Here is a 26363-nt window from a genome sequence, read left to right as displayed (position 1 = left end):
CAATACATCCTTTAATGCAGTAAGAATTGCTCCGTTATAGGCAACACCGCCGGAAAAAAGAATGGGTTTTTTCACGGGAAGCTTTTTCATCACCGTACCCTTATAGTTTCTGACAAGGGCATAAGCCAAGCCCAACAAGATATCCGCAGCGGGTACGCCCTCTTGCTGATGATGGGTGATATCCGTTTTGGCAAATACACTGCAACGCCCTGCAATTCTGGGAATAGACTTTGCTTCCTTTGCCAGCTCCGTATAATCAGTTAGCTTTAAATTCAGCCTGGACATCTGTTCCTCAAGAAAAGACCCTGTTCCCGAAGAGCAATTAGAATTCATGGAGATTTCGATACGCGATTTATCTTTCTCACTCAATCCGGTAATAAACCGTGCACTTTCGCCCCCAATGTCAATGATTGAGCCTACGCTTACATTTTCAGCCATTGCACCTTCGATCACAGCTGTTACGTCATTGACAGCCTTGATTTTACTGTCTGCACTTAAAAATTTGGTTCCACTGCCTGTTACGGCGCCGAATACAATTTCCCGTGGATCAAAAACAGCCGTCATTTCTTTCAGAATTTTTAATAGATTACTCTTAATCCTTCCCTTATGCATTTGGTATCTGCTGAACCTAATTTTATTTGTTTCATCCGTCAAGATAACCTTAACGGATGAATATCCAATATCAATTCCAATACTGTACATTTGTTTTCCTCCTGATTTTATTGATTTTGCTCGTTAGCGCATTTTTTACATATTCCAAAGAATTGAACCTTATGGTCTTTTACAGTGAAGCCTTTTTCCGTTAATAGCTTCTCTTCCAACGTTCCCAGCATATCCTCCTCCACATCAATTACTTCGCCGCAAATATCACAAACAAGATGATGGTGTTGGTGCTTTTCCTTTGAATCCATAATCTGAAATCGCATGCAACCATCATCCAGTAATATGTGATGTACAATTCCAAGCTTTTCAAACAGCTGCAGGGTACGGTAAACTGTGGCAAGCCCTATTCCGGGATAAGCTTTTTTAACCTCATCATATATTTCTTCCGTGCATAAATGCCTCTTCTTTTCTTCCCGAATAATATCCAGTATTGCCTGTCGCTGTACTGTCATCTTATATCCGCAGGTATGAAGCATTTTCTCAAAATCTATTGTGTCGATGTTCAAAGCATTATCACCTCCAAACCATGAAATACGTTTGCGCTTCATTTTAAAAATGATTATCATTTACATTCCATTTGTATTATAGTATAATAAAATCGCAAAAAGCGTATCTCAAGATACATATTATTAAGTTTTTTTAAGGAGAATAGAATGAAGCATAAATTATCTGTACTTCAAAAATGCACCTTGTTTCAGAATAAAAGCATTGATGAAATTGAAGCTCTGCTATCAGAAATCAGTTATAGGGTAGAAAGCTTTGCTGAAAATGATATTATTTTTTCACCTGTTCAAATTGCCGACAAAATCGGAATTTTGCTATCGGGCAGTGTTGATGTGCAAAAGATTTTTCCAAATGGCAAAATGGTTATTATAGAGAGAAAGAAAGCTTGTGAAGTAATTGGAGAATGCATTTTCTCAAAATACAGTTTTTATCCTGATAACGCCTGTGTATGCAAGCCCACAAAAATTTTATTTATTTTAAAAACCGATTTGCTTAAGCTTTTTACCCTTGATAACCAATTCATGCTTAATTTTCTCGAATTAACTTCAAATTCAATGCTGATGTTGAAACATAAAATCGGTATATTGTCTTTAGATTCCATCCAAGAAAAGATTGCCGGATATTTGGTTCATTACCTTCAGTATGAAAACGAACCCAACAATACAAATATCGTTTTACTTCCTTTCTCAAAAAAAGCCTGGGCGGAATATATGGATGTTTCAAGAACCTCTTTATCCAGAGAGTTGCGAAAACTTGAAGTTGAAGGTATATTATCTTTTCAAAATAGAACAATAGAGGTAATGGATATTAATCGATTAAGTAAAATAGTTTCACTGTAAAATAAATTGAACAAAGTGGCTGTCGAGAAACCTTGGGCGCCGCCCAAACCCACTTGCTTTTTATAAAAAGCAAGACCAAAAACTTTTTGTTTAAACCGCATATTCATGCGGTTTTATAATGGGTCAAGGGTGAAAACCTCGTGGGTGTTTGAGGGCAAACCCCTCAAGGGTTTGACTAATTAATTTCCTATACGAAAAAACAAGACAGAAACTCATAATTATGGTATGGTTCCCGCCTTGTTTTTTATTAACTATCAACTGGCTGATTTTCATTTTGCAGCAAGTCAAGAATTTGATTTCTAACTTTAACTAACGAAGGGTCAGTTAAGCTTCTTTTCATCTTAGGTGTTTCAATACGAAATTCTGTCAAAACTTTCGTTGGCCTGTTTGTTAAAAAAAGTATCCTATCTCCAAGCAAAAGCGCTTCGTCAATCTCATGCGTTACAAATATAATCGTTTTCTTCTTGCTTTCCCAAAGTGTAAGCAGATAGTGAATCATTCCGATCCTCAAGTTAAAATCAAGGGATTTAAAGGGTTCATCCATAAGCAGTAAATCAGCTTCATAGTTAAATGCTCTTGCGATAGAACACCTCTGCCTCATTCCACCACTTAACTCGCATGAAAAAAAACCTTCAAACCCTTTTAAACCTACCTTTTCAATTAGTTCCATACAGGTTTTGTGTGAACTCTTATCATTTACTATCCTAATATTTTCATATACATCCTTCCAAGGTAAAAGTCTGTCTTCCTGAAAAACATAGCTCGTATTTTGACTATTATTGATTACTTCACCGCAGGAGGGCAAAGTTAGCCCCGAAATAATATTCAGCATGGTAGACTTTCCACAACCTGAAGGTCCTATAATACATACAATTTCTTCCCGATTTGCTTCCATAGAAAAATCATGCAGTACCCTAACTTCTTCAAAGTTCTTTTCAATGTTCAAAATTTTTAATAATACTTTATCCCTCATAATTTTTTCTCCGTTTTAATCTAAATTCAAACAACTTTGCAGTGATTTTTTGAAAGAGAAAGCAAAGTAAAATAACAATGATACCCCATGCAAATACCATGTTTGTTTCTAGGTTCATTCTGGCATCTGTAATCTGTGCTCCAAGCCCAGTGCTTGCACTTAAAACCTCACCCATGACAACAAGCTTCCATCCAAAGCTAAATACTGTTATCAAACCGGTCTTAAAGTATGCCTTTAATGACGGAATGATAATTTCCAGAATCATTTTTGTTCTGGAAAACTGAAAGGCTTTTCCCATTTCAATTAGTTTCACATCAATGTTTTCAAATCCCTCCGCAATATTGACAGCCATAACCGGCGCACTCCCAATAAATACAATAAAAATTGTCGCTCTCCCGTTCAAGCCAAACCAAAGCATGGCTAGTGTCATATACAATATAGGCGGAGTTGCCTGAACAAGATAAACAAGGGGTTCAAGTAAATGCTTTATTTTTTTGCTACAACCCATCATAATTCCGAATATGCTTCCAATTAATATTGATGCGATTAGTCCGATCAGAAGTCTCTGAAGGGTAGAAAACAGTTCTATAAAAAAGCACTTGCTTTGTAATATTTTCAATAGAGATTTAGCAGTCAAAAAGGGGCTGGGGAGTACTAACGGCGTATAGATAGATGACAGTCCTTGCCAAAGCAACAAGATTATTAGAGAAATGATAATGATCCCTACGCTGGATGACCACCTATTATATAATTTTTTATTTTTAAAAACACGATTCATCTTTGTGATAAAAGCTTTCATCTGGTATTTTCCTCCTATCATCTCAAGTCTGTAAAGAACATCATCAGCATTTAGGTGTTTCTCGGCAAGTTTTCCAGCATCCTCTGTATTATTGACCATCCAATTGACTGTTTTTTTGAATTCTTCTATAAAACTTTTTGCAAATTCTTTATTCTGGGATAAAAACGTACTATTCGTTGCCTTTTATTACGCAGAAGGATGCATCTTTTACCATCTTAATCTTACTTTTGTAAATGATAAAATTCTTTATTAGGAATTGTCCCTCCGATACTTTCCGGTTTCATCTCCAACAAAACATTATAATATTGTTCTAAATCCTTTTGAGAATCCACAGCTGATTGATAATCAAAACCGAAACCCTGCATAGCCTCCGCAATCAGTTCCGCATTAGCATTTAAATTAGCGCTCGCCAAAGCACCTGCCTCAGCTGGGTTTTCTACTGTCCACTCAACTGCTTCTGAGAATTTTTTATTAAAGCTATTTATAAGTTCCTCGTTTTTGCTTAAGTATTCGTTACTTGAAACCATACAATTGGCAGGCATACTATACTCTTCTCCCTGTGTAAGCCTCCATTCCTCAGAAAATTCCGATATGACTTTGTAGCCTAGTACATTATTCGTATTCGAAGTAACAAATGGCTGCGCATCAACAGCGTACTTTATGGTCCCCACTGATAACAGTTGTGCTATTTCATTATGAGAAGAATATACAACTTCAATATTTTCACCCACTGCAAGTCCATTTTGTTTTAAGAAATATTGAGTTAATATTTCAGGTACTGAGCCTTTTGAAGGAACATATAACTCCTTACCAGCTAGATCTTCCCAGCTATTACAGTCGGAGTCCGTTGTACTTAAACACATTCCACCCCAGTTAAATACGTTGAGCAGTTTTACATCAACACCCTTATTGTTGAGATTAGCAGCTGTATGCGCAGGGACAATTAAAATTCCATAGTCACCTTCAGAAGCCATAGCCATCATAGTTTCCATATCACTGTAAAGCTGAAGATCTATTTTAATTTTATCTCCCATGCAATTACCTTCAATCATCCTTAAAATAGGAATTGTTGCAGGCGATTTCGGAGCTACCACCGTTATTGTTGTTTGCACTTTTAATTCAGCGTTTTGGGGACTACCATTACTTGTTACCTTTGAATTGGATTGACCACAACCCGTAATCAGGCTGATAATCAATACAATCATTAATGGAATTGATTTTTTCATAATTTGGTTCCTCCTAATTGATTTTGACATGCATTTTCAGTTGTGATACATTTATATAGTAAGTCATGGCTAACCAAAACGGTGTATCTGTGGATACACTTCAAAATTAAAGAGGGGCTCAAATGGACGATATCATTGAAGTTTTATATAAATGCATTATATTTAGAGGTTTAGATAAAGCCCAAATACGACTTGTTTTATCAAGAACTCGCTATCATATCAAGGAATACGGAAAAAACGAATTTATCTGCCGAGAAGATCAGTTTTCGAAAAATGTCGGAATTATCATTTTGGGCAGCATAGAAATACAGAAGTTACTTGCGTCGGGAAATTTAATTTGTATCTTTCATAAAAACAAAGGGGATTTATTCGGCGGTGCTGTTGTTTTTTCAACCGAAACCACATACCCTTGTGATGTATTTTCAAGAACCAACAGTAAGATTCTTTTTTTCCCTAAGCAAAGTATCTTTGAAATGTGCAAGGAAGCTTTGATTGCAGAGAACATATTAAATGCTTTTGCAAATAGAATTATCTATTACGAAAAAAGGCTCGAACTTTTTTCATACTCATCAATTAAAACGAAAATAGCCTATTTTTTAATTCACGAAATAAAAACAGCTGACAATTCAATCATTCATTTATCTTTTACAAAAAAAACATGGGCAGAATACTTAAACGTATCCCGACCATCATTATATCGAGAACTTAAAAAGCTTTGTAATGACAATATAATTGAAATAAATAAAGATAAAATTATTATTTTGGATGAAAACGCTCTTATTGATTTACTTCAAAAATAAATAATTTTATTTGATAATTTGCATTATTTTTACGTCACTTCTCGCCAGTCTGACATTGATATACCAAATATCTAAAGCACCAATAAAAGCTGACAGATCAATATGAACCTGCCAGCTAAAATAATTTTTCTGGAATATTTTATTTACAATTTGTTCAGACCATATATGATTTTAAGAAGTTGTCAAATGCTTTTTCAAAGCACTTCATTTCTTCCGGTGCCTTCATAGCCTGTTGATACATAAAAACATTTCCGAATTCACTTTATATAAACCTCTTGTAGAAAAAGGCAAGCATAGACGCGGGAAGTATGTACAAAAAAGTTCAATTTAAAGGGTGAAAGCCTAATTCCACTTCTTTTTATTGCTTTAAAATTTTCTTGAAGTCTTTTTGCCGCCATACACATGGTTTCCCGTGGCGATCTCCATCATATGCTCCTCAGTCTTTAAAAGCTCCCCCACCCGTCGGATGATCTTCTTATAGGCGGCTTTATCATTTTCATAAAAAGGTCATATACAAGGGAAAGTCTGCTCCACACTTATTCTTCTTTTCTTCCCATGCTTATTCCCCAACTATTCTACTTTATCAACAAAGCTATCTAACTATTTTGATATTGTGTTTTTAACATGGATGAGAATACCCCTTGTTTTTCCTTTAATTCTAATGGTGTACCAGTTTCTCCAATCGCACCGTCTTTGATTACAACAATTTTATCAGCGCCTAACACCGTTCTCATACGATGGGCAATAATCAAAACCGTCTTGTTTTTCACAAGCTCTCCAAGGGCACTTTGAATTTTTCTCTCATTTTCTGCATCAAGAGATGCTGTTGCCTCATCCAGAAGAATAATAGGAGCATCCTTTAGAATCGCTCTTGCGATAGAGATACGCTGTCTTTCACCACCAGATAATTTTTCTCCATTCTCGCCAATTAAGGTTTTATATCCCTGGGGCAGTTTACTGACAAATTCATGGCATCGAGCAAGCTTTGCTGCCCGAATGACTTCCGCGTCAGTAGCATCCTTCTTTCCCAGACGAATGTTATCCAGAATACTTGAGTTAAACAGTGTAACATCCTGAAAGACAATAGAATAATGCTGCAAAAGTGTCTCCGGATCAACCTGTGAAATATCTTCTCCACCTAAGGTTATTGAGCCATTATCAATATCCCAAAATCTTGCAGCCAACTTTGCTATCGTGCTCTTTCCGCCACCTGAGGGTCCTACAAGTGCTGTTACATCCCCCTGCCTCGCCGTAAAGCTGACATCATTTAAAATTTGCTTACCATCCTGATAAGAAAAATCAACTTTTTTAAATTCTATATCATAATTCTTTGGACTAAATATATCTCTTCCATCCTGTCTTGGCATTTTATCCATCTCTTTCATGCGATTAATCCGCACATTTAAAAATAGGAGCAGTGCAAAATTTTCCATTGCCTCCATGATAGGATTATAAATGCGGGCTGTTACAATAAGAAATACCAAATAAGTAAATATCCCGATATCCCCTTTTGTCAGAAGATATGCACCGTACAGGATTACACTGGGCAGCCCAAGCTTTAAAAAGACATAGGACAGATTAATAAATGCGCCGATTAAAAGCTCCCCTTTAATCATAAATTTTTCAAGAGCATCAAGCTGAGTATTTAAATCATTTGAAAAAGATTCTTCTCTGTTGTAGGATTTTATTTCATGGGCTGAGTCAAGCCCCTCTTGGATTTTTTCTGAAATATCCCTTTTTATATCGTATAGCTTTACATGCATATTTTTTTGAAGTGACTTTGTTAAGATAAAAATAAAGGCTGCAACTGGGACTACCCAGAAAACCGCAATGGACAACTGCCAATTATAAAAAAACATCATCACGCCCATAATAAAAACAGTTACTGATGCTGCATAAATCTGAGGTACCGAATGGGAAAAGAGCATTTCGATCTGGGTTGCATCCTCCATGATCGTTGCGCTCAAATCGGCAATATCTTTTTTGCCGAAAAAAGCCAATGGTAACCTTCTTAGCGTTTCAGCCAAACTAATTCTTCTTTTGGCACTTTCTTCGTAAATCTTCGTATAAGTCGAATCATATTGAAAATAGCCAATCACCAACATGACGACGAAGAATATTAAAGACATAACTGCATAGTAGGGGATGTTTCTTTGCGTTGCACTGGATGAATTCAATAGCTTACCCATATATTCATCCAAAAATTTAAAGCCTATAACAACCGGAGCCATAAAGCTGATATCCAAAATTATTGTCCAGATGATAGCATGAAAAAGATCCTTTGCTCCTTTTTCCGATAAAGCATATTTATTTTGAAAATACTTAAGCATATTGACCTCCTATCGCTGCATCGTTATCCTTTATTTTCCAATCTACGGATTTTTGGTATTCCTCCCACATTGCTTTGTAAATACCTCCCCGCTTCAACAATTCCTTGTGACTTCCCTCTTCCGCAATTTTTCCTTCTTGAATGACCAAAATTCGATCCACATTTTGCACTGTTGTAAGACGATGTGCAATCATAAGGGTGGTTTTTCCTCGACTGAGTTCCTTTAAAGCCTTTTGAATTAAATGCTCATTCTCCGGATCTGCAAAAGCAGTGGCTTCATCTAGTAACACAATAGGAGCATTCTTTACAATTGCTCTTGCAATGGCTATTCTTTGCTGCTCCCCACCAGAAAGATAGATCCCTTTAGAACCTATAATTGTATCAATTCCAGCTGAAAGGTTTTCAATAATCTCTCTTGACTGCGAAAAATCAATGGCTTTGTCAAGTTCTTCCTTTGTAACATTTTCTTTTCCAAATATAATGTTTTCTTTTAAAGAATCTTTAAATAGTTTGGTGTTTTGGAATACTAAGGAAATGCTGTCCATCAGCTCTTTTTTGGGAATTTCCTTTACGTTTACGCCTCCAACTAATACTTCCCCTTCATCAACATCCCAAAACCTAGCTGCCAGCCTAGCAATCGTAGTTTTTCCACCCCCCGAAGCTCCAACGAGGGCTATGGTTTCTCCTTCCTTTAATTTAAAACTGATTTTTTCCACGGCAGGCTTATCACTGCCTGCATAGGAGAAAACCACATTTTTAAACTCCAAATTATGATTTTTTATGCTGATTTTGTTTTCTGTATTACTCATGGCAGGGTAGTCTAGAAGCTGATCCAGCCTGTCGATTGCCTGCTCAGCAATCATGGTGTTTTGCTGAAAGTGCATAGATTTCATTAAAAGCATAGTGAAAATTGGTGATATAAGAATATAAAAAACAAAATCTGCAATGACAAGCGCTAGATTTTCTCCTCTTCCTATTAAAAAAATAGCCATTGGAATTAAAAAGAATGCTGCCGACTGCATAATTGTACTGTAAAACGACATTGGCTTTTGCCAAAGCAATGTATATGCATGAACCATCTCCTTATATTTGATAATGCTGTCATAAAAACGCTTGAACGAGAAAATGCTTTGCCCAAAGGTTTTTACCACAGGAATGCCACGGATGTATTCTACTGATTCAGAGCTCATTTCCTCCAAAGAATCAAAATACATTTTCTGAAAATTTTTCCCTTCTGCACTCATCATAAACCGCATGGTTATAAAACCCAATACAATCGGTACCAGAGAAGCTACGCCCATTCTCCAATCAACAGTAAAAATCAAAACAATTAGAATGATTGGCGAAACAACACTTCCTGCCATATCAGGAAGCTGATGAGCCAAAAAACTATGTGTCGTTGCTGCGCCATCATTGACAATTTTACGGATTTTCCCGCTGGAATGTTGATCAAAAAAACCCAATGGCATTGAAAGAATCTTTTTCACTCCAAGCTTCTGCATGCCAATTTCCACACGAAAGGCTGCCAAATGAGAACACATAAGGGAAAGAAAATATACTAAGATGCCTCCTACAGCACTACCAAATGCAAGCCACGCATAAAACCCGATGCTTGATAAATTAGCGGACTGGGAATTTGACAAAATATCCCGTGTAATATACCATACCAATACAAAGGGAACGATATTAAGTACTGCCGATAATCCTGATAAAATCAAGGCAAAAGGCAAAAGAATTTTCTTCTTACCCATATAAGGTGTAAATCTTTTTAATATGAATTTCTTTTTCTTTTTTGACATATTTTGCATTCCTCCTATTTTCTTGCAATATCCACGTCCATGTCCCCAGTGAGCATACTGACCGTCTGCTTAAAAACATTTCTAAATCCATTTCTAAGCATGGCATCACTAACCTCTCCCTGGTTCAATTGAAAGTCAAAGCCCCTCAAAACGCTTGGCAACCATGAAACCACCATCTCCTTGGGGCTGGTTTCCTCATCGGTTAAGCCCTCTGAAATGCACATAAATACGCCATAAGGGTTTAGTGCATCATATATTTTCTTAACCACCATGTCTAGGTTGTGCTTTGCAAAATTTAGGGTTCCTATGGCAAGAATAAAATCATAACCCTCGCCAATGGAATCCTTTAGGTAATCTCCCGTCATTACCTCAACACGGCTTTCAAGGTTATTTTCCTTTATCGACTCCTCCGCAACCCTGCCAACCTCGGCCGTATCAAAAATAATAGCCGTAAGTTCAGGATGACGTTTAACAATAGCCAATGAGATTAATCCCGGGCCTCCTCCAAGATCCAGCATTTTTTGAAAGCCCTTAAATTCCGAAAGCCCAGAAACCATATCCGAAATTTCCTTGGCTCTTCCACCCCTTTGCTGCGTCTTCATCATTTCAGCCCAATCCCCAAATATGGCATACGCCTCTAATCCCTCTTTTCCTTCAGCTTCACCGCCGGGACCTTCCTTTATCAGCTTAACCATATCAATTTCATCAAAACCGGTACCAGCGTGATACACCCTAAGATGATCTCCAATAAACCACTCTGATTTTCTTAAAAGATATTTATTTGCCAATGCCGTATTGCTATAACGACCCTCATTCTTTTCCAGAAGCTCCATACCTGTTAATGCATTGAGAAGTAATCTCGTATTTTCCGGATGTAGCATTCGCTTTTCAGCTACTTCCGTAAACACTTTCCCCTCTTCAAGCTCCGAAAAAAGTTCCAGCTCGATAGCCGTAAACAGTGTTTTCGTATACATTGGGGCATAAATCATATCAAGCAGCTTTTTTACGCTTGCGTCTACATGCGAACAATGCGTCATAGTTTCCCTCCATTTCTTATCCACTCTTATTAAATTAATTATCCTTATATAACTATTGAGACAGTTCCCAGATGATTGATCTCTGTGTCCCTTGATTACAACCTGCGCAGCTACTGCATCCACCAGCACAACTCGTATAAACCTCGACTTTCTTTATATAACCCTGTCTTTCCAGATAATCTATTTGCGCCTTAACAGTTTGGACATCCGTATTTAAACTGTCCGCAAGCTCCTGAAAAGAAAATGTTCTTCCTTTTTTAAATTGGTCTAAAATTTCATTTAGCATAGTCCATCCCCTTAAAAGATCAAAAGTCCAACATGATATGCAATAGCCGACATCAGTAAGGCAACCCCCATGTAATATCCTGCTATGCGTAATGTCCATTTTAGTGAATGGGTTTCCTGTAGCGTAGTTACGACAGCCATTAGACAAGGCACATTAAAGAAAAATGCATAAATAAACGCTAAGGCTTCTGCCTTGGAAATATCAGTAAGCATAGCGTTGCCAAGACCAGATGTGCTTACCTCCGCCTGCTTGGAAATAACATCCCATATGCCAGCAGCCTGCCCCTGAGAATTAAACAACGCAGCCAATACACCAAGAGCCGCTTCTTTCCCCATAGCGGCGGATAAAAATGCCATAAAGGTCTGCCAACGTAATCCAAACCACATGGTCACTGGTTCGATAAAGGTTCCAATCTTATAAATCACACTATTTGCTACATTACCGTCTGACGTATAGGATAAAGCCCAGAATATAACTGCTACGAAAATAATGGTCTTAAGTGCACGCTTCAGTACATCTCCCATACGCATAAAAACAAACCGGAATAAATTTCTGTATTGTGGCTTGTGATATGGTGGTAACTCCATAATCAGTCCAATTCTGTCACTTTCTTTAATTAAGTGTTTGCCGAATAGTCTTGAAGTAATTGCCATGTGCAATGAGGCCACTACAAATAGGGAAAGCACAACCAATAAAGCATGACTCCCAAAAAAAACGGTACTCACAAGCCCAACAACGCTCCATGTGGCAGCACATGGAACAACCCATGAAAGCGCTATCGTAGTTACTCTCTGTCCCCAAGAATCAATCACCCTGCTTCCGCTCACACCGCCAATATTACAACCAAAGCTTACTAAGAAAGGCATAATTGCCTTTCCCTGTAGTCCAAGTTTAGACATGGTGCTATCAAATACATAAGAAATACGAGCCATATAACCTATTTCTTCTATAAATCCAAACACTAGACTGATGCCAAACACAAAACTCACCATCATTAAGGCAAAAGTAACCGCAGTCAATATACCATAGCAGAGCAGCGAAATTACCACTTTCGGGACACCAACGGCAACCAACGCAGTCGAAAGCTGCACAGTAGCAATTTGAGATATTTTCTGGAATACCCCCATGATGGGAATCGCAATCACCATGGACAAAATGAGCCCTAATATAATGATTCCCACTGCAAGGGGCTTTCCCCAAATCCTGCTTGTGGCTATACGATCGAAGCGATTCATCCTGCCTTGCTTATTTGCTGCTTTTTTTACACTATTCTTAAGTAAACTTTCTATCCACTTAAATTTACAGTCTGCTGTGAATAAATTACCGTTTTTCACACTGGAGAGTACAGTTTCAACCTCTCTCCAACAGCTTACATCAACCTTGGATTTTACAAGCTGCATTGCATGATTATCCTGTTCCAGTAACTTTGCTGCCAACCACGAGGAGGAAAACGCACCTATGCCATCCTTCGGCAACAGCTTTAACAACTGCTTAAACGGCTCACCAATCACTTCAAAGAAAATATCTGTTAGTTCTTTCTCTTTGAGTGTGGAATTTGATTTTTGTGAGGTTTCAATAATTTTGTAGAATTCTTCATAACCTTTTCGATTTAAAGCCGTAATAGGTATCACTGGAATTCCAAGTTTTTTTGAAATAGCTTGACTATCAATGGTTTTACCCTGCTGAATCGCTACATCCATCATGTTGAGAAGCAATACCACAGGCTTATTGATACCTGTGTAATCCGCCAGCATAAACAAACTCCGCTCTAGCTGTGAGGCATCTGCAAGAATACAAATCAAATCAGCCTTATTCCCTGCTATGTAATCTCTCGTAACAACTTCCTCCTCGGAATTGGCAGAAAGACTATATGTACCCGGCAAATCTACAACAGCATAGTTTATTCCGTTGTAGTGAAAAGCGCCTTCTTTTTTTTCAACAGTTTTACCCGGCCAATTTCCCACATGCTGACGAGAACCGGTAAGGCCATTAAATAATGTTGATTTTCCTGAGTTTGGCTGTCCCAGCAACGCTATTGTTGTATCACTCATTTTGTAGATACCTCCATAATAATTTTTTCGCATTCATCTCGGTTAACCGCAATCATGGTATCTCTTCCATAAACCAAAACTGGCTGTTTTTTCTGATTTTGCATAACTTCAACCTCGCTTCCCACCGTGAGCCCAATAGAAGTGATCCGGCTTAAAAAGCGGGAATCTCCCTGAAGGCATGAAATTTTGCCTTTTTCGCCTTTCTTTACCTCATTTAATTTTTTCATATTTAACCTCCTTATACTTTATTTGTGTATAAATTAATTTTAAATTTTTTAACTATTTGATATTTTAAATATTCCTTGCCCAGTTGCTTCTCAGTCAGGCAATTCTCACCCTAATCTGAGATAGCAGATATGCAACAAAAGCTATAAAGATAACTACTGACCCAGCCATAATTCATCTCAACGCAAATTCAGTAAGATAAAACCAACATCACATTTCATATCCCGCATCTTAAACACAAATGCTTTTGTTCCTTCTCTAATTTTAAAAACTATTTTTCCGCCTTTAAAGTTAGCAATCACTAACTTTCCAATATTTTTTTTGAGGTTCTATTGAACCTCAATTTATTGCTTACCGTACTAATAAACTTTTTATGAATTTAAAATTCTTTTCCATCCTGCGGTAAAAAACTGCCTTAAGCTATCTATATAATTGTCCGCAGTTTCTCTGGGCATATTATGTTTAACCGTCTCAAAAATTGCAGAAAAAAAAGCACTTGAAATAATGTGTAACAGCTCAGGCGTAGCCCTTCCAGATGCTAATGCATCATTACCTGTAGACTTCATAAACCTTAAGGTGTACTCCACCTCAATTTCTACAAGATCGTGTATAAAATCCGAAAAGTCTGTTCCTTCTGCACAGGAAACAAGTAACTTGAACTCGTCAAAATAATCATAAACATATGCCATGAATTTTTTAACCTCATCAGACGAATACTCATACACAGCTTCCTTTTTTTCTGCTTCCGTCAACTGATCAAACTCCTGTTGCGCTGTCATAAACATTACTCTAAGCCCATTTACCGCAGGTGATACCAGTGCCTCAAACAAGGCTTTTTTATCAGGGTAATACCCATAAAATGCGCCTGTGGTAACACCTGCACATTTTACAATATTTCTCAGGGAAGCATCTTTAAAGCCTTTTTCTAAAAACTCTTTTTTACCCACAGCCATTATTTTCTGCAATGTATTTAAATCATTTGTGCTCATACTATCCTCCACGCTTATATAACGGCGTTATATAACACTGTTACATAAATAGTATTCTAATGAGCCGATTTTGTCAAGTCCATTTCTAAATCTTTCTTTGAAATAAAAGGAATCCTTACATTATCGACAGTTGCAACAAAATCGTCATCTCTGAAAGCCATTGTACGTTCAAATTCCATGTGCACTTAGCTTGCCATAATATATAATCTAACACAGCATTCAAAAAAATACTCTCAAAGCTTTCCAAAGAAATATAACATTAAAAAATAATATTATTTTGCTCCGTAATGACACTCCGCAACTGACTGAAAACATTATTCAATCATAATGGCCATAAAGGATGTTGGTCCAACACTTGTTCCTCAATCATAGCAAAAATAAGTGAATGACACGTTTTCACAAAGGTACATTTACTGCTTTTGCCGGAATAGATCCACGTGTAAAAAATACCCAGATTCCATTTCAGAAGCCAGGTAAACTATACTTTTAATCTTAGACCAGCGTAATATGACGGTCTTAATTAATGCCATTTTAATTCCTATAAGATTAGTTAATTTTTTATTTGCAGGCTGTATAAATTAATTTTACATCAGTTTGGACTATCTGCTTCAGCTACGTATTCATCTATTACAATCAGATGAAAGGATATAAGGCAAAGCTAAAAGTAATATCAGCTTACAGCCTAGGCCGCTACTGTTCTAGAAATTCTTTAAGCCTTTGTTCAAAACAATATTGTTCTATTTCAAGTACTGTAAACGTCTTGGGGTAAAACGGTGTTCTCATGGGTTCATTCATAATTTCCCATGCATACTTTTGCGCAATGTGCACGCAAAATACTAATTCCTTGTTTACAATTGCATCGTTAAAAGGATGATGATGGAATAATGCAGCTTCCACAATCGGGAAAGGTAATTCCCACCAACTTAGCAAATAACCCCCTACCTCTTGATGGGTAAACCCATATTCATTATTCTCCAAATCTAACAAATTATTGAAATTTTCATCTGTACCAATGAACTTACTATTCAATTCATAATTCATAGCTAAAATGCCTATGTTATGTAACAATCCTGCTGAAAAACAGGTCTCCGGAAGTTTTTTGTTTAGGAATTTCTCGTAGATTATAGTTAATATTTTATTTGCTAGCCGTGAATGATCCCACAGTTTTTCAAAATCACGATTTTTATAACCATTAGAATTTATTGAGCTTAGTATTGAAGTTGAAGTAATGAGAAGCTTCGTATTTTGAAGGCCTAAATAAGTTACAGCTTGTTTTACAGAACCTATTTTGACTCCGTAAAGAGCAGAATTTGCAACATGTAGTAAGTTTGTTGAAATAGCTAAGTCTTTTTCTATCTCATAAGAAATCGTTTTAATGTCTTCATCTGTTTCAAGCAAAGATAAGATATTTCTGTAGTTCAATGAAATTGTGGGGATTGAATCCAAATTATTAATTAAAACTAATAAATTGTTAGCATTTAATATACTTTCAACGTAAAAGAGTTGTTCAACACAATGGATAAGTTCCTCATTATTCCATGGTTTGAAAAAATATACCTTCGCAATATTTTTTATAATAGCTTTAATTATTGTTTTTTCTTCTGTATAGCCACTTAAAATTATTCTGATTGTTTGAGGATATTTCTCCTTAATTTTGCTTAACAATTCATAACCATCCATAAACGGCATTTTCATATCGCTTATTACAAGATTAACTTCAGTATTTTCTAATATTCCAAGAGCCTGTTCACCACTTTGTGCAGTATAGATATCATAATCGGTATCAAAAAAAGCTCTTTCCAATGCTTTTAGTATTGGAATTTCATCATCTACCAGTAAAATTTTTTTCATTATATCCTTCTATGATGTTTTCATAAGCACAACACCATAACTTCCTTTCTTTTTAATATCGTAGTTCAATACAATGCGTATACTGTGGACTTTTGATTTCCGCCTGTCAAAATAAACGAGAACTGACAAGGCAGACACTTATATTATTGCTAAACCTTATGGTGTAGGATTCCTTCAGATTTTCAACTTATTAAGATCTAAATCTGATGGAGTCGCTTGTCCCGTTTTCTTCAAAAACAATCGAAAAGCGAACCCGATTAAAGTTTCAGCTAACCTCCTATATCGATTAGCTATTCTTGGAACTACAGTATTTTTTCTAATCCGTTCTGCATCTGAAATCTGTCTCTGCCTATGATAAGCGGCTCCAACACTGAATGAAATTTCTTCCACGCATATGGCTCATCCGCTCATGCACTTGAAATCTCCTCCCACAGTCACTTCACAAAAAGAAGATACGAAAAGTTCTTGTACAAAAGTCAACGGATACCAGTGACAACGTTTATCTATTCAGACAGCCCGTTCCATTGCTAGGATTAAGTTATTAGATATCCAGTTAGAGAAAATTCCTGACTTTTCATAGCCGATCTCCTACTTACTTATGCCTATAGCAAATAAAAGATTATCATCAAGTTTGATAGGTTGAAACTTTATATTGCCATCATGTAAAGCTTCTTGAAAAATGTCTTTAATCAACTGAAGTTTAATATCTAAGAAGGTTAAATTATTTTTTTCATCCTTTTCACTATTTACAAATGCCATAGGAAATAGAATTGAAATAATAAATTTATTTTCTTGGTCTACTCCAATATTTAAGAATACACCCGTTTTTTTAAACTGTTTATAAAACAGGGTGAAAATTATTTCTATCATAGCTTTTAATAAGCCTAAATTAACAAAAAATGAAAATTCTTGCATTTCTTTTTTTTCAATTTTTGCGCTTGGAATTTTATTTATAATAAAATCATATAAAACATTTGCAAGTTCTTTCGTACTAACTTCTTTTTTTTCCACGGAAATATGTTTTACCAAGATTTCAAATAATTTATCTTCCATATCAAAAATGTCTTTATACATATGCTTTTGTTCTATATCAAACTCCTTCCCAAATTTAAGGATTGCTATGCCACAACGTCCTATTATTTGGGTGCTTCTTTTTGCTTCGTTAACTACCTCATTAACTTTCTTTAAAATATTTTGGTAAGCTTGATTTTTAATTTCGAGGGCTTTCTTATACTGAATATTTTCTTGTTGAACTCTGCAATATTCTAACGCTTTATATATAGATGTTTCTAGCTCCTCAAAACTCCAAGGTTTTGTCAAAAATTTAAATATATCAACTTGATTTATCGTAGCTAATATTTGTCCAAGCTGTGCATATCCACTTAAAACAATTTTAACAGTGTTCGGCCATTTTTCAGTTATAATGTTTAGTAATTCTAATCCATTCATTTCAGGCATTCTCATGTCTGTAACTATAACATCAATTTTTTTACTTTCCATTATCTCTAAAGCTTTTTTTCCACTACTAGCGAAATAAGATGTGTACTCTTCGTCGAATAAACTTCTTTCAATAGACCTTAAAATGCTTACCTCGTCATCCACAAACAACACCGAAAATTCTTCATGCATAGTAACACACCCATTCTTTTATTTTGATATATAAGTAGGAAGTTTGATTGTAAAAGTAGTACCGTTATCAACTATACTATCTACTTCTATTAAACCATTATGTTTTTTGGTAATAATATCATATGATACGCTAAGTCCAAGGCCCGTTCCTTGTCCAACGTCCTTTGTTGTAAAAAATGGCTCAAATATTTTACTAATAATATCTTTAGGGATTCCAGGCCCATTATCCTTAATTTTAATACATAGATATTCTTCCTTAATATAAGCCCCAATTGAAATTTCACCAAGCGTATTATTTTGTTGGGATTTTATAGCTTGAGCAGCATTTACAATAATGTTAATTAATACCTGCCCTAATTGAACTTTATTACAATAAACCATTAATTCACGGTCAAAGTCAACTTTAACTTTAGCAACATATTTTATTTCATTAATGCTAATATTTATAACAGAATTTATTATATCTAATAGTAAATAAGTTTCTTTTTCATCATCGTCAGCTGATCTTGCAAATACACGAAGGGATTGCACTATATTCTTAACACGTTCAACGCCATTTTCTGAATCGGATACGATATTTGATAATTCATCTAATATATATTTAATTTTCAATTTATTGTACTTTTCCATTGTTTCATTAATTATCCTATCACATTCAGCATTTGAAATGCTTTTAAGTTCATTTTGTTTTTTTTCAATAAATAAAAGATACTCACTAATCCTGTTTAAATATTTAGAAAGAATTTCAAGATTACTTCCTATAAACCCAATAGGATTATTAATTTCGTGTGCAACACCTGCTGCCAGTTGCCCGATTGCTGCCATTTTCTCAGATTGTACTAAATGAAATTGCGTACTTCTTAACTGCAAATTAATTTCTTTAAATTCATTATTCTGTTTTTGAGCATCCAAAATCATCTTTTTCAATTTAATTGATTTCGCTCTATTTTCAATTGCTGCTTTTATTCTCGCATTAAATTCAATTGGTATAATTGGTTTAGTTATATAGTCGGATGCTCCAAGATTAAAGCATTTTTCAAAGCTTCCTTCATCTGATAAAGAAGTAAACATTATGACAGGGATATCATCATATTGAGCATTTGATTTTATTAATTTTAATATATCAAAACCCGAAAGTACCGGCATTACTACATCCAATAATATAATGTCAAATTGCATTTCCTGAATAAGCGACTCGACATTTTGAGACTCTTGGCATAAAAATATTTGAGTTATGCTTGGTATTTTTTTAAGCTGGTTTTCAGCAGTAACTAAATTTAATTTACTATCATCAACAACCAAAATTTTCATAAAACAACACCCCTTTTAAACTGTTAGGATATCCTTCACCAATTTGAATCACCTTTTATTTTTCAACAAACTCTACAATCTCCAAAATTCATTTATTGCAATACAGTTGAATATTATTGTAGGTAATTTTCTAATAAAGACATTTTTTATCTATTATTATATATTTTTCCGCATATTTTGTAAACACAATATGCATGCCTCATCATAATCTTCCATCTTCCTGATTTATTATAAACTCATACCCACTATTTCATTGTAACATCTATTCTTAAAAATGAGCCTCTAGCCATTAACTATTTTTTCCACTTAAGATTAGAAGCACGTTTTTGCAAATTATTTCTTATATTTTATAACAGTGCATCCTCAAATCCACTTGAAGAAACAAATAAGATACTACTTGGTGATTCTTTAATAAATTTAGTAAGCAACTCACTATCAGGTGGCATACCAATAATACTCAAATCCGAATTAATTTCTTTTAAGTGTTTTATGAAATCTCCAGAAAAAACACGTATCTTTGTATTTGCAGGTAACCTTGCATCTTCAATGAATAATAACAATTTTTTTGCTGTTTCTTTCTTTTCTTCATCCACCTTTACAACTCTACATAAAGTAAGCTCTGCCCCCATATTTCTAGACAACTGTAATGCACATAAGACAGCAAGATCATTATTAGGACTTTTATCGCGTAACCATAAATTTATTTTTCTTTCCAATCCCAGCCCTTGTTTTGGGTGAAGCCACAAATAGCAGTGAGATAGCTTTAATCCTTTCATGGAATCAATAAGCCTAAAAAGTTTATCCCTTTTCTCTCCTTCTTCACTGATTGTAAACAAAGCAATGTTCGGTGCTAAAAACGAACTTTTCATGCATTGTAATGCTGGAAATAGGACCGACTCAAATTTAGCTGACGTTATTAGTGTTTCCTGTATAAAAATATTGTCTTCTCTTAGAGGAGCCAGCACCTCTCCAATTTCTTTTTGGTTGAGATATTCTACTTTTTCATCTTCTGTTGAGGAAAGATAGTATGCTCTGCCAGATGGAAATACCAAATCATGTACAATTCCAGATAAACGCTTAAAATCATGAGGATTTTCTATTGGTATTACAACAGATGGTTTCCACAATCTTGGATGATATGGTATAGAGGATGCCTTTTGTGCCGCCCATTCAGCAATGGAAATAAATATTCCACCTCTAACGTCTCCCCAAGGTGATGTCAAATTTTTCTTTTTTAAGTAAATATATAAAATTATAATTGTTGAAAATGTAAACACTGTGAAAATTGGGTTTATAAGTAACATAACAGACAAACATCCCAGCGTACCAGTAATCGGAACAAATATGGTCATTTTCATACTTGGTCTGTAACTTATTACGCCTGTAATCTGCTCTAAAAATACTACTAGATTTATCATGCCATATGTTGTCAAAAAGAACATCGTTAACAATTCTGCCAGACTATCCAAACTCCCTGCGACTATAACAATTACAGAAATAACTGAAGAAAGGATAATTGCATTAAATGGTTCTCCTTTTTCACTTTGTTTTGCCAAATATCCACTAAACGGTATCACTCTATCTTCAGCCAAAGCCGCAAGCGTTCTTGGCGCACTAACCAACGTAGACAGCGCAGATGATAATACAGCTCCCATGACGCCTGCGATAACTAGAATTTTAATTTTTGACAGCTTAAAAATTACCGATGGATCTGTCAGCAGCATTTCTTGCGTCGCTTGATGAGCAAACCAATACGCAACAAACAAATACACCACTAAACCAGTAAAAACAGCCCCCAGCGTTCCTTTAATGATACTCTTTCTTGGGTTAGCCAGTTCTCCAGACATCGTTGCTCCCGTTAAAATACCCGTAACTGCCGGAAAAAAGATTGCAAATGTCGACCAGAAATTTCCATTCGAAAAGGTGCCTTTCAAAACAAGTGAACCATTATTTAAATTCGTTCCTAATAAAAAAGAAATCAGAGAAAGCATCACTGCCACAAGAATAACATACTGAATTCTAAAAGCCAGTTTCGTACTTTTTAATGATATTGCAGATAATAAAGCCCACGTAATTACTCCAACAAAAACTTGAGAATGCGAGGGAAAAAATGACACCCACAATTCACTAAAACCAGTAATATAAAAAGCTATTGAAAATGTCTGGGAAATATAAAGAGGAATTCCGATAGCTCCTCCCATTTCATGACCAAGTGACCTAGTAATAATTGCATACGCACCACCAGCCCCGATTTTTATATTGGTAAGCATGGAAGACATTGATAGCGCTGTGGAAAGAGTTATCACATGTGCAAGTAAAATTATTATTATCGTCCCTGTCAGTCCGACGTTCCCAACGATCCATCCCATTCTCAAGTATAAGATTACACCTAAAATTGTTAATAGTGTCGGTGTATACACCCCTTCAAAAGTCTTAAGTCCGGATTTCTTTTCTTGCATATTCTCAGTTTTATTTATCATAAAATTTCTCTTTCTCCTTTTAATAAATCCCACTTGGCAAATTCCCCTCAAAATTGCCAACTAAAATTCCGCATATATAAATTAAACTCACTTTATTCTTGCACATTTACTTGTGCTTCTTTATAAACATGTGCTGCCGTTTTCAACTCTTTAATCTCCAACTCATATTTTTTAACTTGCTCACTTAGTTGACTATTTTCATCAGTTAAGGCTGCGTTTAACTTTTCATAGTCCTTTAATTTTTTTCTTGCTTTAAATTTAGAAATAGCATCCAGCAAATAAACAATGATAGCACCAATACTTGCAGATATTAAAATAACTAACGCAGCTGAAACATTTAATTTAGCAAAAACCAAATTAATGGGAATTGCTTCTGCATTTAATATCGCAAATAATGCTATTATAATTGAGAGTAGTAACGTAATAATCATATTTTTTTGCATAGTAATATTCCTCCAATAATGTTCATAATTTTTAGCCTATCTGCTTTCTGCTGAAACAAAACACATTTTGCTTCTGCCAGTTTGTTTGGCAATAAAGAGTTGATCATCTGCACACTTTATAAATTTTTTTCATCCAATTCAAATTGATATTCACATAACCCAAGGCTCATTGTGCACTTAATTTTATATTTGCCAGCATATGTAATACTTTTCTCAATTTCTTTTCTTATTCTTTCAAAAAATTCATACGCCTGTTTCTAGTTTGAATTTGATAAAAGAATAAGAACTTCTTCCCCCCCTAAAAAGCTCATCTGAATCTCTTACTGTTTTTTAAATATTTTCGTGCTATTATTCAGCAAAAGAACCCATTATTGTAACCATAGATATCAATAACATTCTTAAAGTGATTATATTACACATATTTCGGAAAAAGGAATTTTTTCATTTTCCAATTTCTTTTTGTAAACATTCCATATATCTCTTTAAAAAAATAATGATTTTTGACCTTGTTACTTCATTATGTTTGGCAATTGAGCTGATTACGATTAACAAAAGAATACTCATTGCCAAATATCTGGTTTTCTAAATTTTTTCCTATAAAAGCACTTCTGAATAAAAATTGCTTTCAATATCCCATTCATCAATCACTATTCGATTACATAAAAAACGGCTTAAACTTAATTTTATGTTGATAATATTCTCTTTGATTCATAAGATTTCTTCCTTAAAATATCCGTTTTTTTCTACTATAATTATTTCGTAATATATTTCCCAGCAATTATTTTTATTTTATAATATTTTATTGATTCATCTGCAAAATTAATGAAATTATCTTTATAACCGTTTTATTTGTCCGCCATTTATACCAATTTTTTAATAGACCCTTAACATTGAGTTTTACTTATCTTCACTAACAATAACAATGTATAAAAAGATATTGATATTTTACTCTATTAAAAAACTTTTCACAAGAAAAATCAACAAAATACTTGAAAATCATTCCCTTGTACTTTTGCCGACCAAAAATTGGAGTATGTTACTTTGGAGCTGAATTCCGTTCATTTTTTCAAAAAGGATGCACCGCGTGTATTTCTCAAAACAGTTAGTTGCTCCCAAGGAGCCAATCCGTACAATGGGTAAACTGACCATCGTGTCGGATCGCAACTTTATTGCCGCAGATTCCAGTTGATGTTTCCTGTGGGCGAAACAGATTATTGCGCATTTAAGTGTTTTTCAATCAGACACACTGGAAACATAGTATGAATATTTTGTACCGGTAAGCCCCAATATTCCTTCGTCCTCATGCAAACTTTGCCGTCCAGCAATGAAAACTAATACACCTTTTTCATCAGCAGAACAGGTTCAGCCCATATAAAATTTATTGAATTATTAATAAAAGGCATATGTCTTGTTATTCGTATACAGGGTATGAGCACCCCGCTGTTAGCACTTAACTTTACCTAGAAAATAAAATCCGGCTTATCACAAAATTGAACCGTTGCATCTTTATCTTGATCCAACGGCTCTTGCTTTACCTACATACCCAAAATAGTCCAGAGTATCCTTGCAAAAGGGCTGTGAATTGACTTATATTTGTTTTTATTTTCTATTCAAAGAAAAATTATTGACAAACGATAATTTTTTTACTATGTTATTATTGTAAAACAATAATTGAGGTGATTTTTATGTTTGAAAGCATTATTACATTTCCATTTATACAGATAGCGGATGGTCTACGTTATCTCTCTCTTTCAAGTTCGTTTGGAAACATTGTGGCAATTATTTTGTATGGTACCATTTGCCTACTCCCAATTATATTTTTGATGTTACAAAGGTCAAAGCATCAACTAAGTTATATTGATGCTCTACTGCTACTTATGTCAGTTTTACTATTTGTGGTAATGTATCAACTGATTAACCCAGGGCTTATTAGTAATGCAGCTGCAACGAAAGCTTTTCCATGTATAACTCTGTACTCCGTCATTTGTACCTATGTCATATTAAAGTTGATAGAATTATTTAATGGCAAGAGTATTAATAAGCTGTGCAAATACCTTATTCTACTGCTTTGGGCAGTTAACATTGTATTTGCTTACTCTGTTTTGTACACCAGTATGATTAGCTTTGGGGCGTCTATCAAAGCCTTACAGGCAGCAAATGCGGGAAACCATGATATGCTGGGAATGACATATGCTTTTATGTTTTTAGGTATGCTTGTGGACATCATTCCTCTTTTAGGTAATATTATAATCGTGCTTTTCGCTATTCTATTTGTAAAGGGCTTTTCCACAGACCGATATACTGAAAAAACAGTTATAGCAGCGCATAAACTATCAAGTGTTTGTAAATTATCCCTTATAGTAACAGTTTTAAGCGCAATGATATTCAATATTTCACAATTTCTCTTTGCTTCCAACCTTCATCAAATCAACAGTAATATAACGATCCCTGTTCTGTCTATTATCTTTGCCTTGGCAATTCTTATTTTTTCCAAAATTATCAGTGAGGGCAAAGAACTTAAAGATGATAATAACAGCATTATATGAGGTGAGGATATGGCTATACAAATACACATTGAACAAATACTCAAAAGAAAAAATATGACATCAAAGGAACTGTGCAATTTGATCGGGATTACCGAAGCCAATCTATCTATACTCCGTAGCGGAAAAGCAAAAGGGGTGCGGTTTAGCACAATAAATAAAATCTGCTACTACCTCGAATGTGATGTTGGTGACATATTAAAATTTAATGGAGTTTTGGAGGACACCAGTGATGAAAAATAAAATAATCTGCATAATTCTTGCCATAGTTACAATGGTTGGTTTTACCGGCTGTCAGCTTGCTCATGAGGATTTAGCGCAAGCGAAGATAAATGACAGACTGATCGGTGTGTTTGTTTCTTACGAGTATATTGATTTATTTGATTTTGAAGGCTACCTTAATGACAATATCGGCAAACTTGCAAACGGTGGGGAAATTAAAATAGATGGTACTGACAATCAATACAATGACCGATTATATGCAACATTGGTTGATGAGGAGATAACCACAACAGACGGCGAAAAGCATACAAATTACAAGTATGTTTTTGAAGGTGTGGATGGCATTTCCATGTTTTCTCCCACAATAATCGATCCGGTTACAGGGGACAGTTATTCTTCAAGTAGCTCCCATAATGGAATTTCTGACTTAAAATATCATGTGAACGTCGGAGATAATGAGAAAGGCATAGAGCTCGAAGGAACGATATACATTGCATCAGGAGCAATGTCAAAGACACTTTTTACAAATCCTGTCTATCAAAGCAATGACGGCAAGGTGTATTTGCTAAGCGGTCAAGGTTTTTCAAGTGATAATCTCGACGAGGGTGAACTTTTCACCAACACCATGGAGGACTCTGCAAGTATAACAGATAATAAAATAACAACCACATATACAGCAAGCATAAAGCTATCAATTGCAACAATAAATCCCACAGAAAAAATAGCTATTTATCAAATGGACAGCGAAAATAATATCATTACAAAAAATGAATATCTGCCCGAAAAGGTACCGGAAGAAATCCTCCCTGACAAATCTTGTGAATACTTTATTGTGGAAAGCCACAAAAAAACTTTTAATGGTGAAAAACAAGTCGAGAGGCAATTGTTTTCAAAAAAAGACGACTCACTTTATTATTTAAAAAAAGGTGCTAAAAACGTGCTATACAAAACATTTTCAACGATTCTATGGGAAGATTTAACATAGATCAATTATCCTGTGTGCGAATAAAATCCTATAATTTAATATTCGACAAAACTGAGCCACTGTATTTTTAAATGCAGTAGCTCTTGTTGTATTTTCAATATTTACCCGCAAATGTCTTTATCAACGCTTATTCGAACGTCTCCAAATCTTTTGTTCTTCTGCACTCTGAATATGTCATTTTTCATCATAGACAGCAGTTGAGATATAGATTTTAACTACCCATTTCCTTTGCCCTATGTACTTCTAAATTTGATTAATTTAGGCACTAAAATAAGTGCCTGTATGCTCACATTTCTAATTACACACAGACACTTATGCAGATGTCTAAAATATTATTTAATGGTCTTTCTCATACCCCATTTTTACACCAAACAATGCT

General features: G+C 35.1%; 22 protein-coding genes. 5 read left to right on the top strand and 17 right to left on the bottom strand.

The genetic code is table 11. The features are described from left to right. Both P9Q65_RS08225 and P9Q65_RS08220 read right to left on the bottom strand, forming a co-directional pair. Positions 1-702: BadF/BadG/BcrA/BcrD ATPase family protein (locus P9Q65_RS08225; RefSeq protein WP_304508910.1), on the bottom strand; the 702-nt coding region annotated here is incomplete at its 3' end. Positions 703-719: 17 nt separating this feature from the next. Next, positions 720-1169 carry a Fur family transcriptional regulator gene (locus tag P9Q65_RS08220; RefSeq protein ID WP_330695309.1) on the bottom strand — a complete coding sequence of 150 codons (450 nt, stop codon included), beginning with the start codon at positions 1167-1169 and terminating at the stop codon, positions 720-722. A 147-nt stretch (positions 1170-1316) separates the two neighbouring features. Between P9Q65_RS08220 and P9Q65_RS08215 the strand changes: the two genes are divergently transcribed. Next, positions 1317-2006, top strand: a complete 690-nt coding sequence (locus tag P9Q65_RS08215; protein ID WP_304508909.1) for a Crp/Fnr family transcriptional regulator — start codon at positions 1317-1319, stop codon at positions 2004-2006. 247 nt (positions 2007-2253) lie between these two features. Here P9Q65_RS08215 and P9Q65_RS08210 read toward each other — a convergent pair whose 3' ends face one another. The 3 genes from P9Q65_RS08210 to P9Q65_RS08200 all read right to left on the bottom strand — a co-directional run bounded on the left by P9Q65_RS08210 (position 2254) and on the right by P9Q65_RS08200 (position 5004). After that, positions 2254-2979: an ABC transporter ATP-binding protein gene (locus P9Q65_RS08210; RefSeq protein ID WP_304508908.1), complete on the bottom strand. Its 726-nt coding sequence runs from the start codon at positions 2977-2979 to the stop codon at positions 2254-2256. Next, positions 2969-3778, bottom strand: a complete 810-nt coding sequence (locus P9Q65_RS08205) for an ABC transporter permease (RefSeq protein WP_304508907.1) — start codon at positions 3776-3778, stop codon at positions 2969-2971. The genes P9Q65_RS08210 and P9Q65_RS08205 overlap by 11 nt, the downstream gene beginning before the upstream one ends. 221 nt (positions 3779-3999) lie before the next feature. Continuing rightward, positions 4000-5004, bottom strand: a complete 1005-nt coding sequence (locus tag P9Q65_RS08200) for an ABC transporter substrate-binding protein (protein ID WP_304508906.1) — start codon at positions 5002-5004, stop codon at positions 4000-4002. A gap of 122 nt (positions 5005-5126) precedes the next feature. On the opposite strand from P9Q65_RS08200, the gene P9Q65_RS08195 reads away from it, so the two are divergent. Beyond that, positions 5127-5804 carry a Crp/Fnr family transcriptional regulator gene (locus tag P9Q65_RS08195; protein WP_304508905.1) on the top strand — a complete coding sequence of 226 codons (678 nt, stop codon included), beginning with the start codon at positions 5127-5129 and terminating at the stop codon, positions 5802-5804. 596 nt (positions 5805-6400) lie between these two features. Here the strand turns inward: P9Q65_RS08195 and P9Q65_RS08190 are convergent. The 12 genes from P9Q65_RS08190 to P9Q65_RS08135 all read right to left on the bottom strand — a co-directional run bounded on the left by P9Q65_RS08190 (position 6401) and on the right by P9Q65_RS08135 (position 22234). Then, the gene (locus P9Q65_RS08190; protein WP_304508904.1) at positions 6401-8134 is read right to left on the bottom strand and encodes an ABC transporter ATP-binding protein; all 1734 of its coding nucleotides are present in this window, start codon (positions 8132-8134) and stop codon (positions 6401-6403) included. Further along, positions 8127-9932 (bottom strand): ABC transporter ATP-binding protein, encoded by a 1806-nt coding sequence (locus P9Q65_RS08185; protein ID WP_304508902.1) that lies wholly within the window; start codon positions 9930-9932, stop codon positions 8127-8129. The genes P9Q65_RS08190 and P9Q65_RS08185 overlap by 8 nt, the downstream gene beginning before the upstream one ends. 14 nt (positions 9933-9946) lie before the next feature. Next, positions 9947-10969 carry a methyltransferase gene (locus tag P9Q65_RS08180; protein WP_304508901.1) on the bottom strand — a complete coding sequence of 341 codons (1023 nt, stop codon included), beginning with the start codon at positions 10967-10969 and terminating at the stop codon, positions 9947-9949. A gap of 52 nt (positions 10970-11021) precedes the next feature. Next, positions 11022-11255 (bottom strand): FeoC-like transcriptional regulator, encoded by a 234-nt coding sequence (locus P9Q65_RS08175; protein ID WP_304508900.1) that lies wholly within the window; start codon positions 11253-11255, stop codon positions 11022-11024. A gap of 11 nt (positions 11256-11266) precedes the next feature. Then, positions 11267-13306 carry a ferrous iron transport protein B gene (feoB, locus tag P9Q65_RS08170; RefSeq protein ID WP_304508898.1) on the bottom strand — a complete coding sequence of 680 codons (2040 nt, stop codon included), beginning with the start codon at positions 13304-13306 and terminating at the stop codon, positions 11267-11269. After that, positions 13303-13533: a FeoA family protein gene (locus tag P9Q65_RS08165; protein WP_304508897.1), complete on the bottom strand. Its 231-nt coding sequence runs from the start codon at positions 13531-13533 to the stop codon at positions 13303-13305. The genes feoB and P9Q65_RS08165 overlap by 4 nt, the downstream gene beginning before the upstream one ends. Positions 13534-13902: 369 nt before the next feature. Then, complete coding sequence (locus P9Q65_RS08160; protein ID WP_304508896.1) at positions 13903-14520, bottom strand: TetR/AcrR family transcriptional regulator; 618 nt, start codon at positions 14518-14520, stop codon at positions 13903-13905. 690 nt (positions 14521-15210) lie between these two features. Next, entirely contained in the window at positions 15211-16371 is a 1161-nt protein-coding gene (locus P9Q65_RS08155) for an HDOD domain-containing protein (protein ID WP_304508895.1), read from the bottom strand. A 588-nt stretch (positions 16372-16959) separates the two neighbouring features. Continuing rightward, complete coding sequence (locus P9Q65_RS08150) at positions 16960-18000, bottom strand: response regulator (protein WP_304508894.1); 1041 nt, start codon at positions 17998-18000, stop codon at positions 16960-16962. Between the two features lie 18 nt (positions 18001-18018). Further along, a complete protein-coding gene (locus P9Q65_RS08145; RefSeq protein ID WP_304508893.1) occupies positions 18019-19311 on the bottom strand; it encodes an ATP-binding protein in 1293 nt (430 codons plus the stop codon). A 347-nt stretch (positions 19312-19658) separates the two neighbouring features. Beyond that, complete coding sequence (locus P9Q65_RS08140) at positions 19659-21824, bottom strand: amino acid permease (protein WP_304508892.1); 2166 nt, start codon at positions 21822-21824, stop codon at positions 19659-19661. Between the two features lie 59 nt (positions 21825-21883). After that, on the bottom strand, positions 21884-22234 hold the full coding sequence (locus P9Q65_RS08135; protein WP_304508891.1) for a LapA family protein: 351 nt from the start codon (positions 22232-22234) through the stop codon (positions 21884-21886). A gap of 1685 nt (positions 22235-23919) precedes the next feature. Here P9Q65_RS08135 and P9Q65_RS08125 point away from each other — a divergent pair. Genes P9Q65_RS08125 through P9Q65_RS08115 form a run of 3 tightly spaced genes read left to right on the top strand, consistent with a single transcriptional unit; the run spans position 23920 to position 25984 of the window. After that, positions 23920-24780 carry a hypothetical protein gene (locus tag P9Q65_RS08125; RefSeq protein WP_304508890.1) on the top strand — a complete coding sequence of 287 codons (861 nt, stop codon included), beginning with the start codon at positions 23920-23922 and terminating at the stop codon, positions 24778-24780. A 9-nt stretch (positions 24781-24789) separates the two neighbouring features. Then, on the top strand, positions 24790-25020 hold the full coding sequence (locus tag P9Q65_RS08120) for a helix-turn-helix domain-containing protein (RefSeq protein WP_304508889.1): 231 nt from the start codon (positions 24790-24792) through the stop codon (positions 25018-25020). Beyond that, the gene (locus P9Q65_RS08115) at positions 25007-25984 is read left to right on the top strand and encodes a hypothetical protein (RefSeq protein WP_304508887.1); all 978 of its coding nucleotides are present in this window, start codon (positions 25007-25009) and stop codon (positions 25982-25984) included. Before P9Q65_RS08120 ends, P9Q65_RS08115 begins: the two co-directional genes overlap by 14 nt. The last annotated feature ends 379 nt before the right edge of the window (positions 25985-26363 follow it).

Source organism: Anaerotignum sp. (genome assembly GCF_030625865.1).
GTDB lineage: Bacteria > Bacillota > Clostridia > Lachnospirales > Anaerotignaceae > Chakrabartyella.
This window is presented reverse-complemented; position numbering and strand designations above follow the sequence as displayed.

Bases quoted from the DNA above. Each gene is read 5' to 3' on its own strand.
- P9Q65_RS08155 (WP_304508895.1), bottom strand. From the start codon at position 16,371: ATGAAAAAAATTTTACTGGTAGATGATGAAATTCCAATACTAAAAGCA.
- P9Q65_RS08150 (WP_304508894.1), bottom strand. From the start codon at position 18,000: ATGCATGAAGAATTTTCGGTGTTGTTTGTGGATGACGAGGTAAGCATT.
- P9Q65_RS08210 (WP_304508908.1), bottom strand. From the start codon at position 2,979: ATGAGGGATAAAGTATTATTAAAAATTTTGAACATTGAAAAGAACTTT.
- P9Q65_RS08125 (WP_304508890.1), top strand. From the start codon at position 23,920: ATGTTTGAAAGCATTATTACATTTCCATTTATACAGATAGCGGATGGT.
- P9Q65_RS08195 (WP_304508905.1), top strand. From the start codon at position 5,127: ATGGACGATATCATTGAAGTTTTATATAAATGCATTATATTTAGAGGT.
- P9Q65_RS08215 (WP_304508909.1), top strand. From the start codon at position 1,317: ATGAAGCATAAATTATCTGTACTTCAAAAATGCACCTTGTTTCAGAAT.
- P9Q65_RS08165 (WP_304508897.1), bottom strand. From the start codon at position 13,533: ATGAAAAAATTAAATGAGGTAAAGAAAGGCGAAAAAGGCAAAATTTCA.
- feoB (WP_304508898.1), bottom strand. From the start codon at position 13,306: ATGAGTGATACAACAATAGCGTTGCTGGGACAGCCAAACTCAGGAAAA.
- P9Q65_RS08190 (WP_304508904.1), bottom strand. From the start codon at position 8,134: ATGCTTAAGTATTTTCAAAATAAATATGCTTTATCGGAAAAAGGAGCA.
- P9Q65_RS08185 (WP_304508902.1), bottom strand. From the start codon at position 9,932: ATGTCAAAAAAGAAAAAGAAATTCATATTAAAAAGATTTACACCTTAT.
- P9Q65_RS08135 (WP_304508891.1), bottom strand. From the start codon at position 22,234: ATGCAAAAAAATATGATTATTACGTTACTACTCTCAATTATAATAGCA.
- P9Q65_RS08200 (WP_304508906.1), bottom strand. From the start codon at position 5,004: ATGAAAAAATCAATTCCATTAATGATTGTATTGATTATCAGCCTGATT.
- P9Q65_RS08180 (WP_304508901.1), bottom strand. From the start codon at position 10,969: ATGACGCATTGTTCGCATGTAGACGCAAGCGTAAAAAAGCTGCTTGAT.
- P9Q65_RS08120 (WP_304508889.1), top strand. From the start codon at position 24,790: ATGGCTATACAAATACACATTGAACAAATACTCAAAAGAAAAAATATG.
- P9Q65_RS08160 (WP_304508896.1), bottom strand. From the start codon at position 14,520: ATGAGCACAAATGATTTAAATACATTGCAGAAAATAATGGCTGTGGGT.
- P9Q65_RS08175 (WP_304508900.1), bottom strand. From the start codon at position 11,255: ATGCTAAATGAAATTTTAGACCAATTTAAAAAAGGAAGAACATTTTCT.
- P9Q65_RS08145 (WP_304508893.1), bottom strand. From the start codon at position 19,311: ATGAAAATTTTGGTTGTTGATGATAGTAAATTAAATTTAGTTACTGCT.
- P9Q65_RS08205 (WP_304508907.1), bottom strand. From the start codon at position 3,778: ATGAAAGCTTTTATCACAAAGATGAATCGTGTTTTTAAAAATAAAAAA.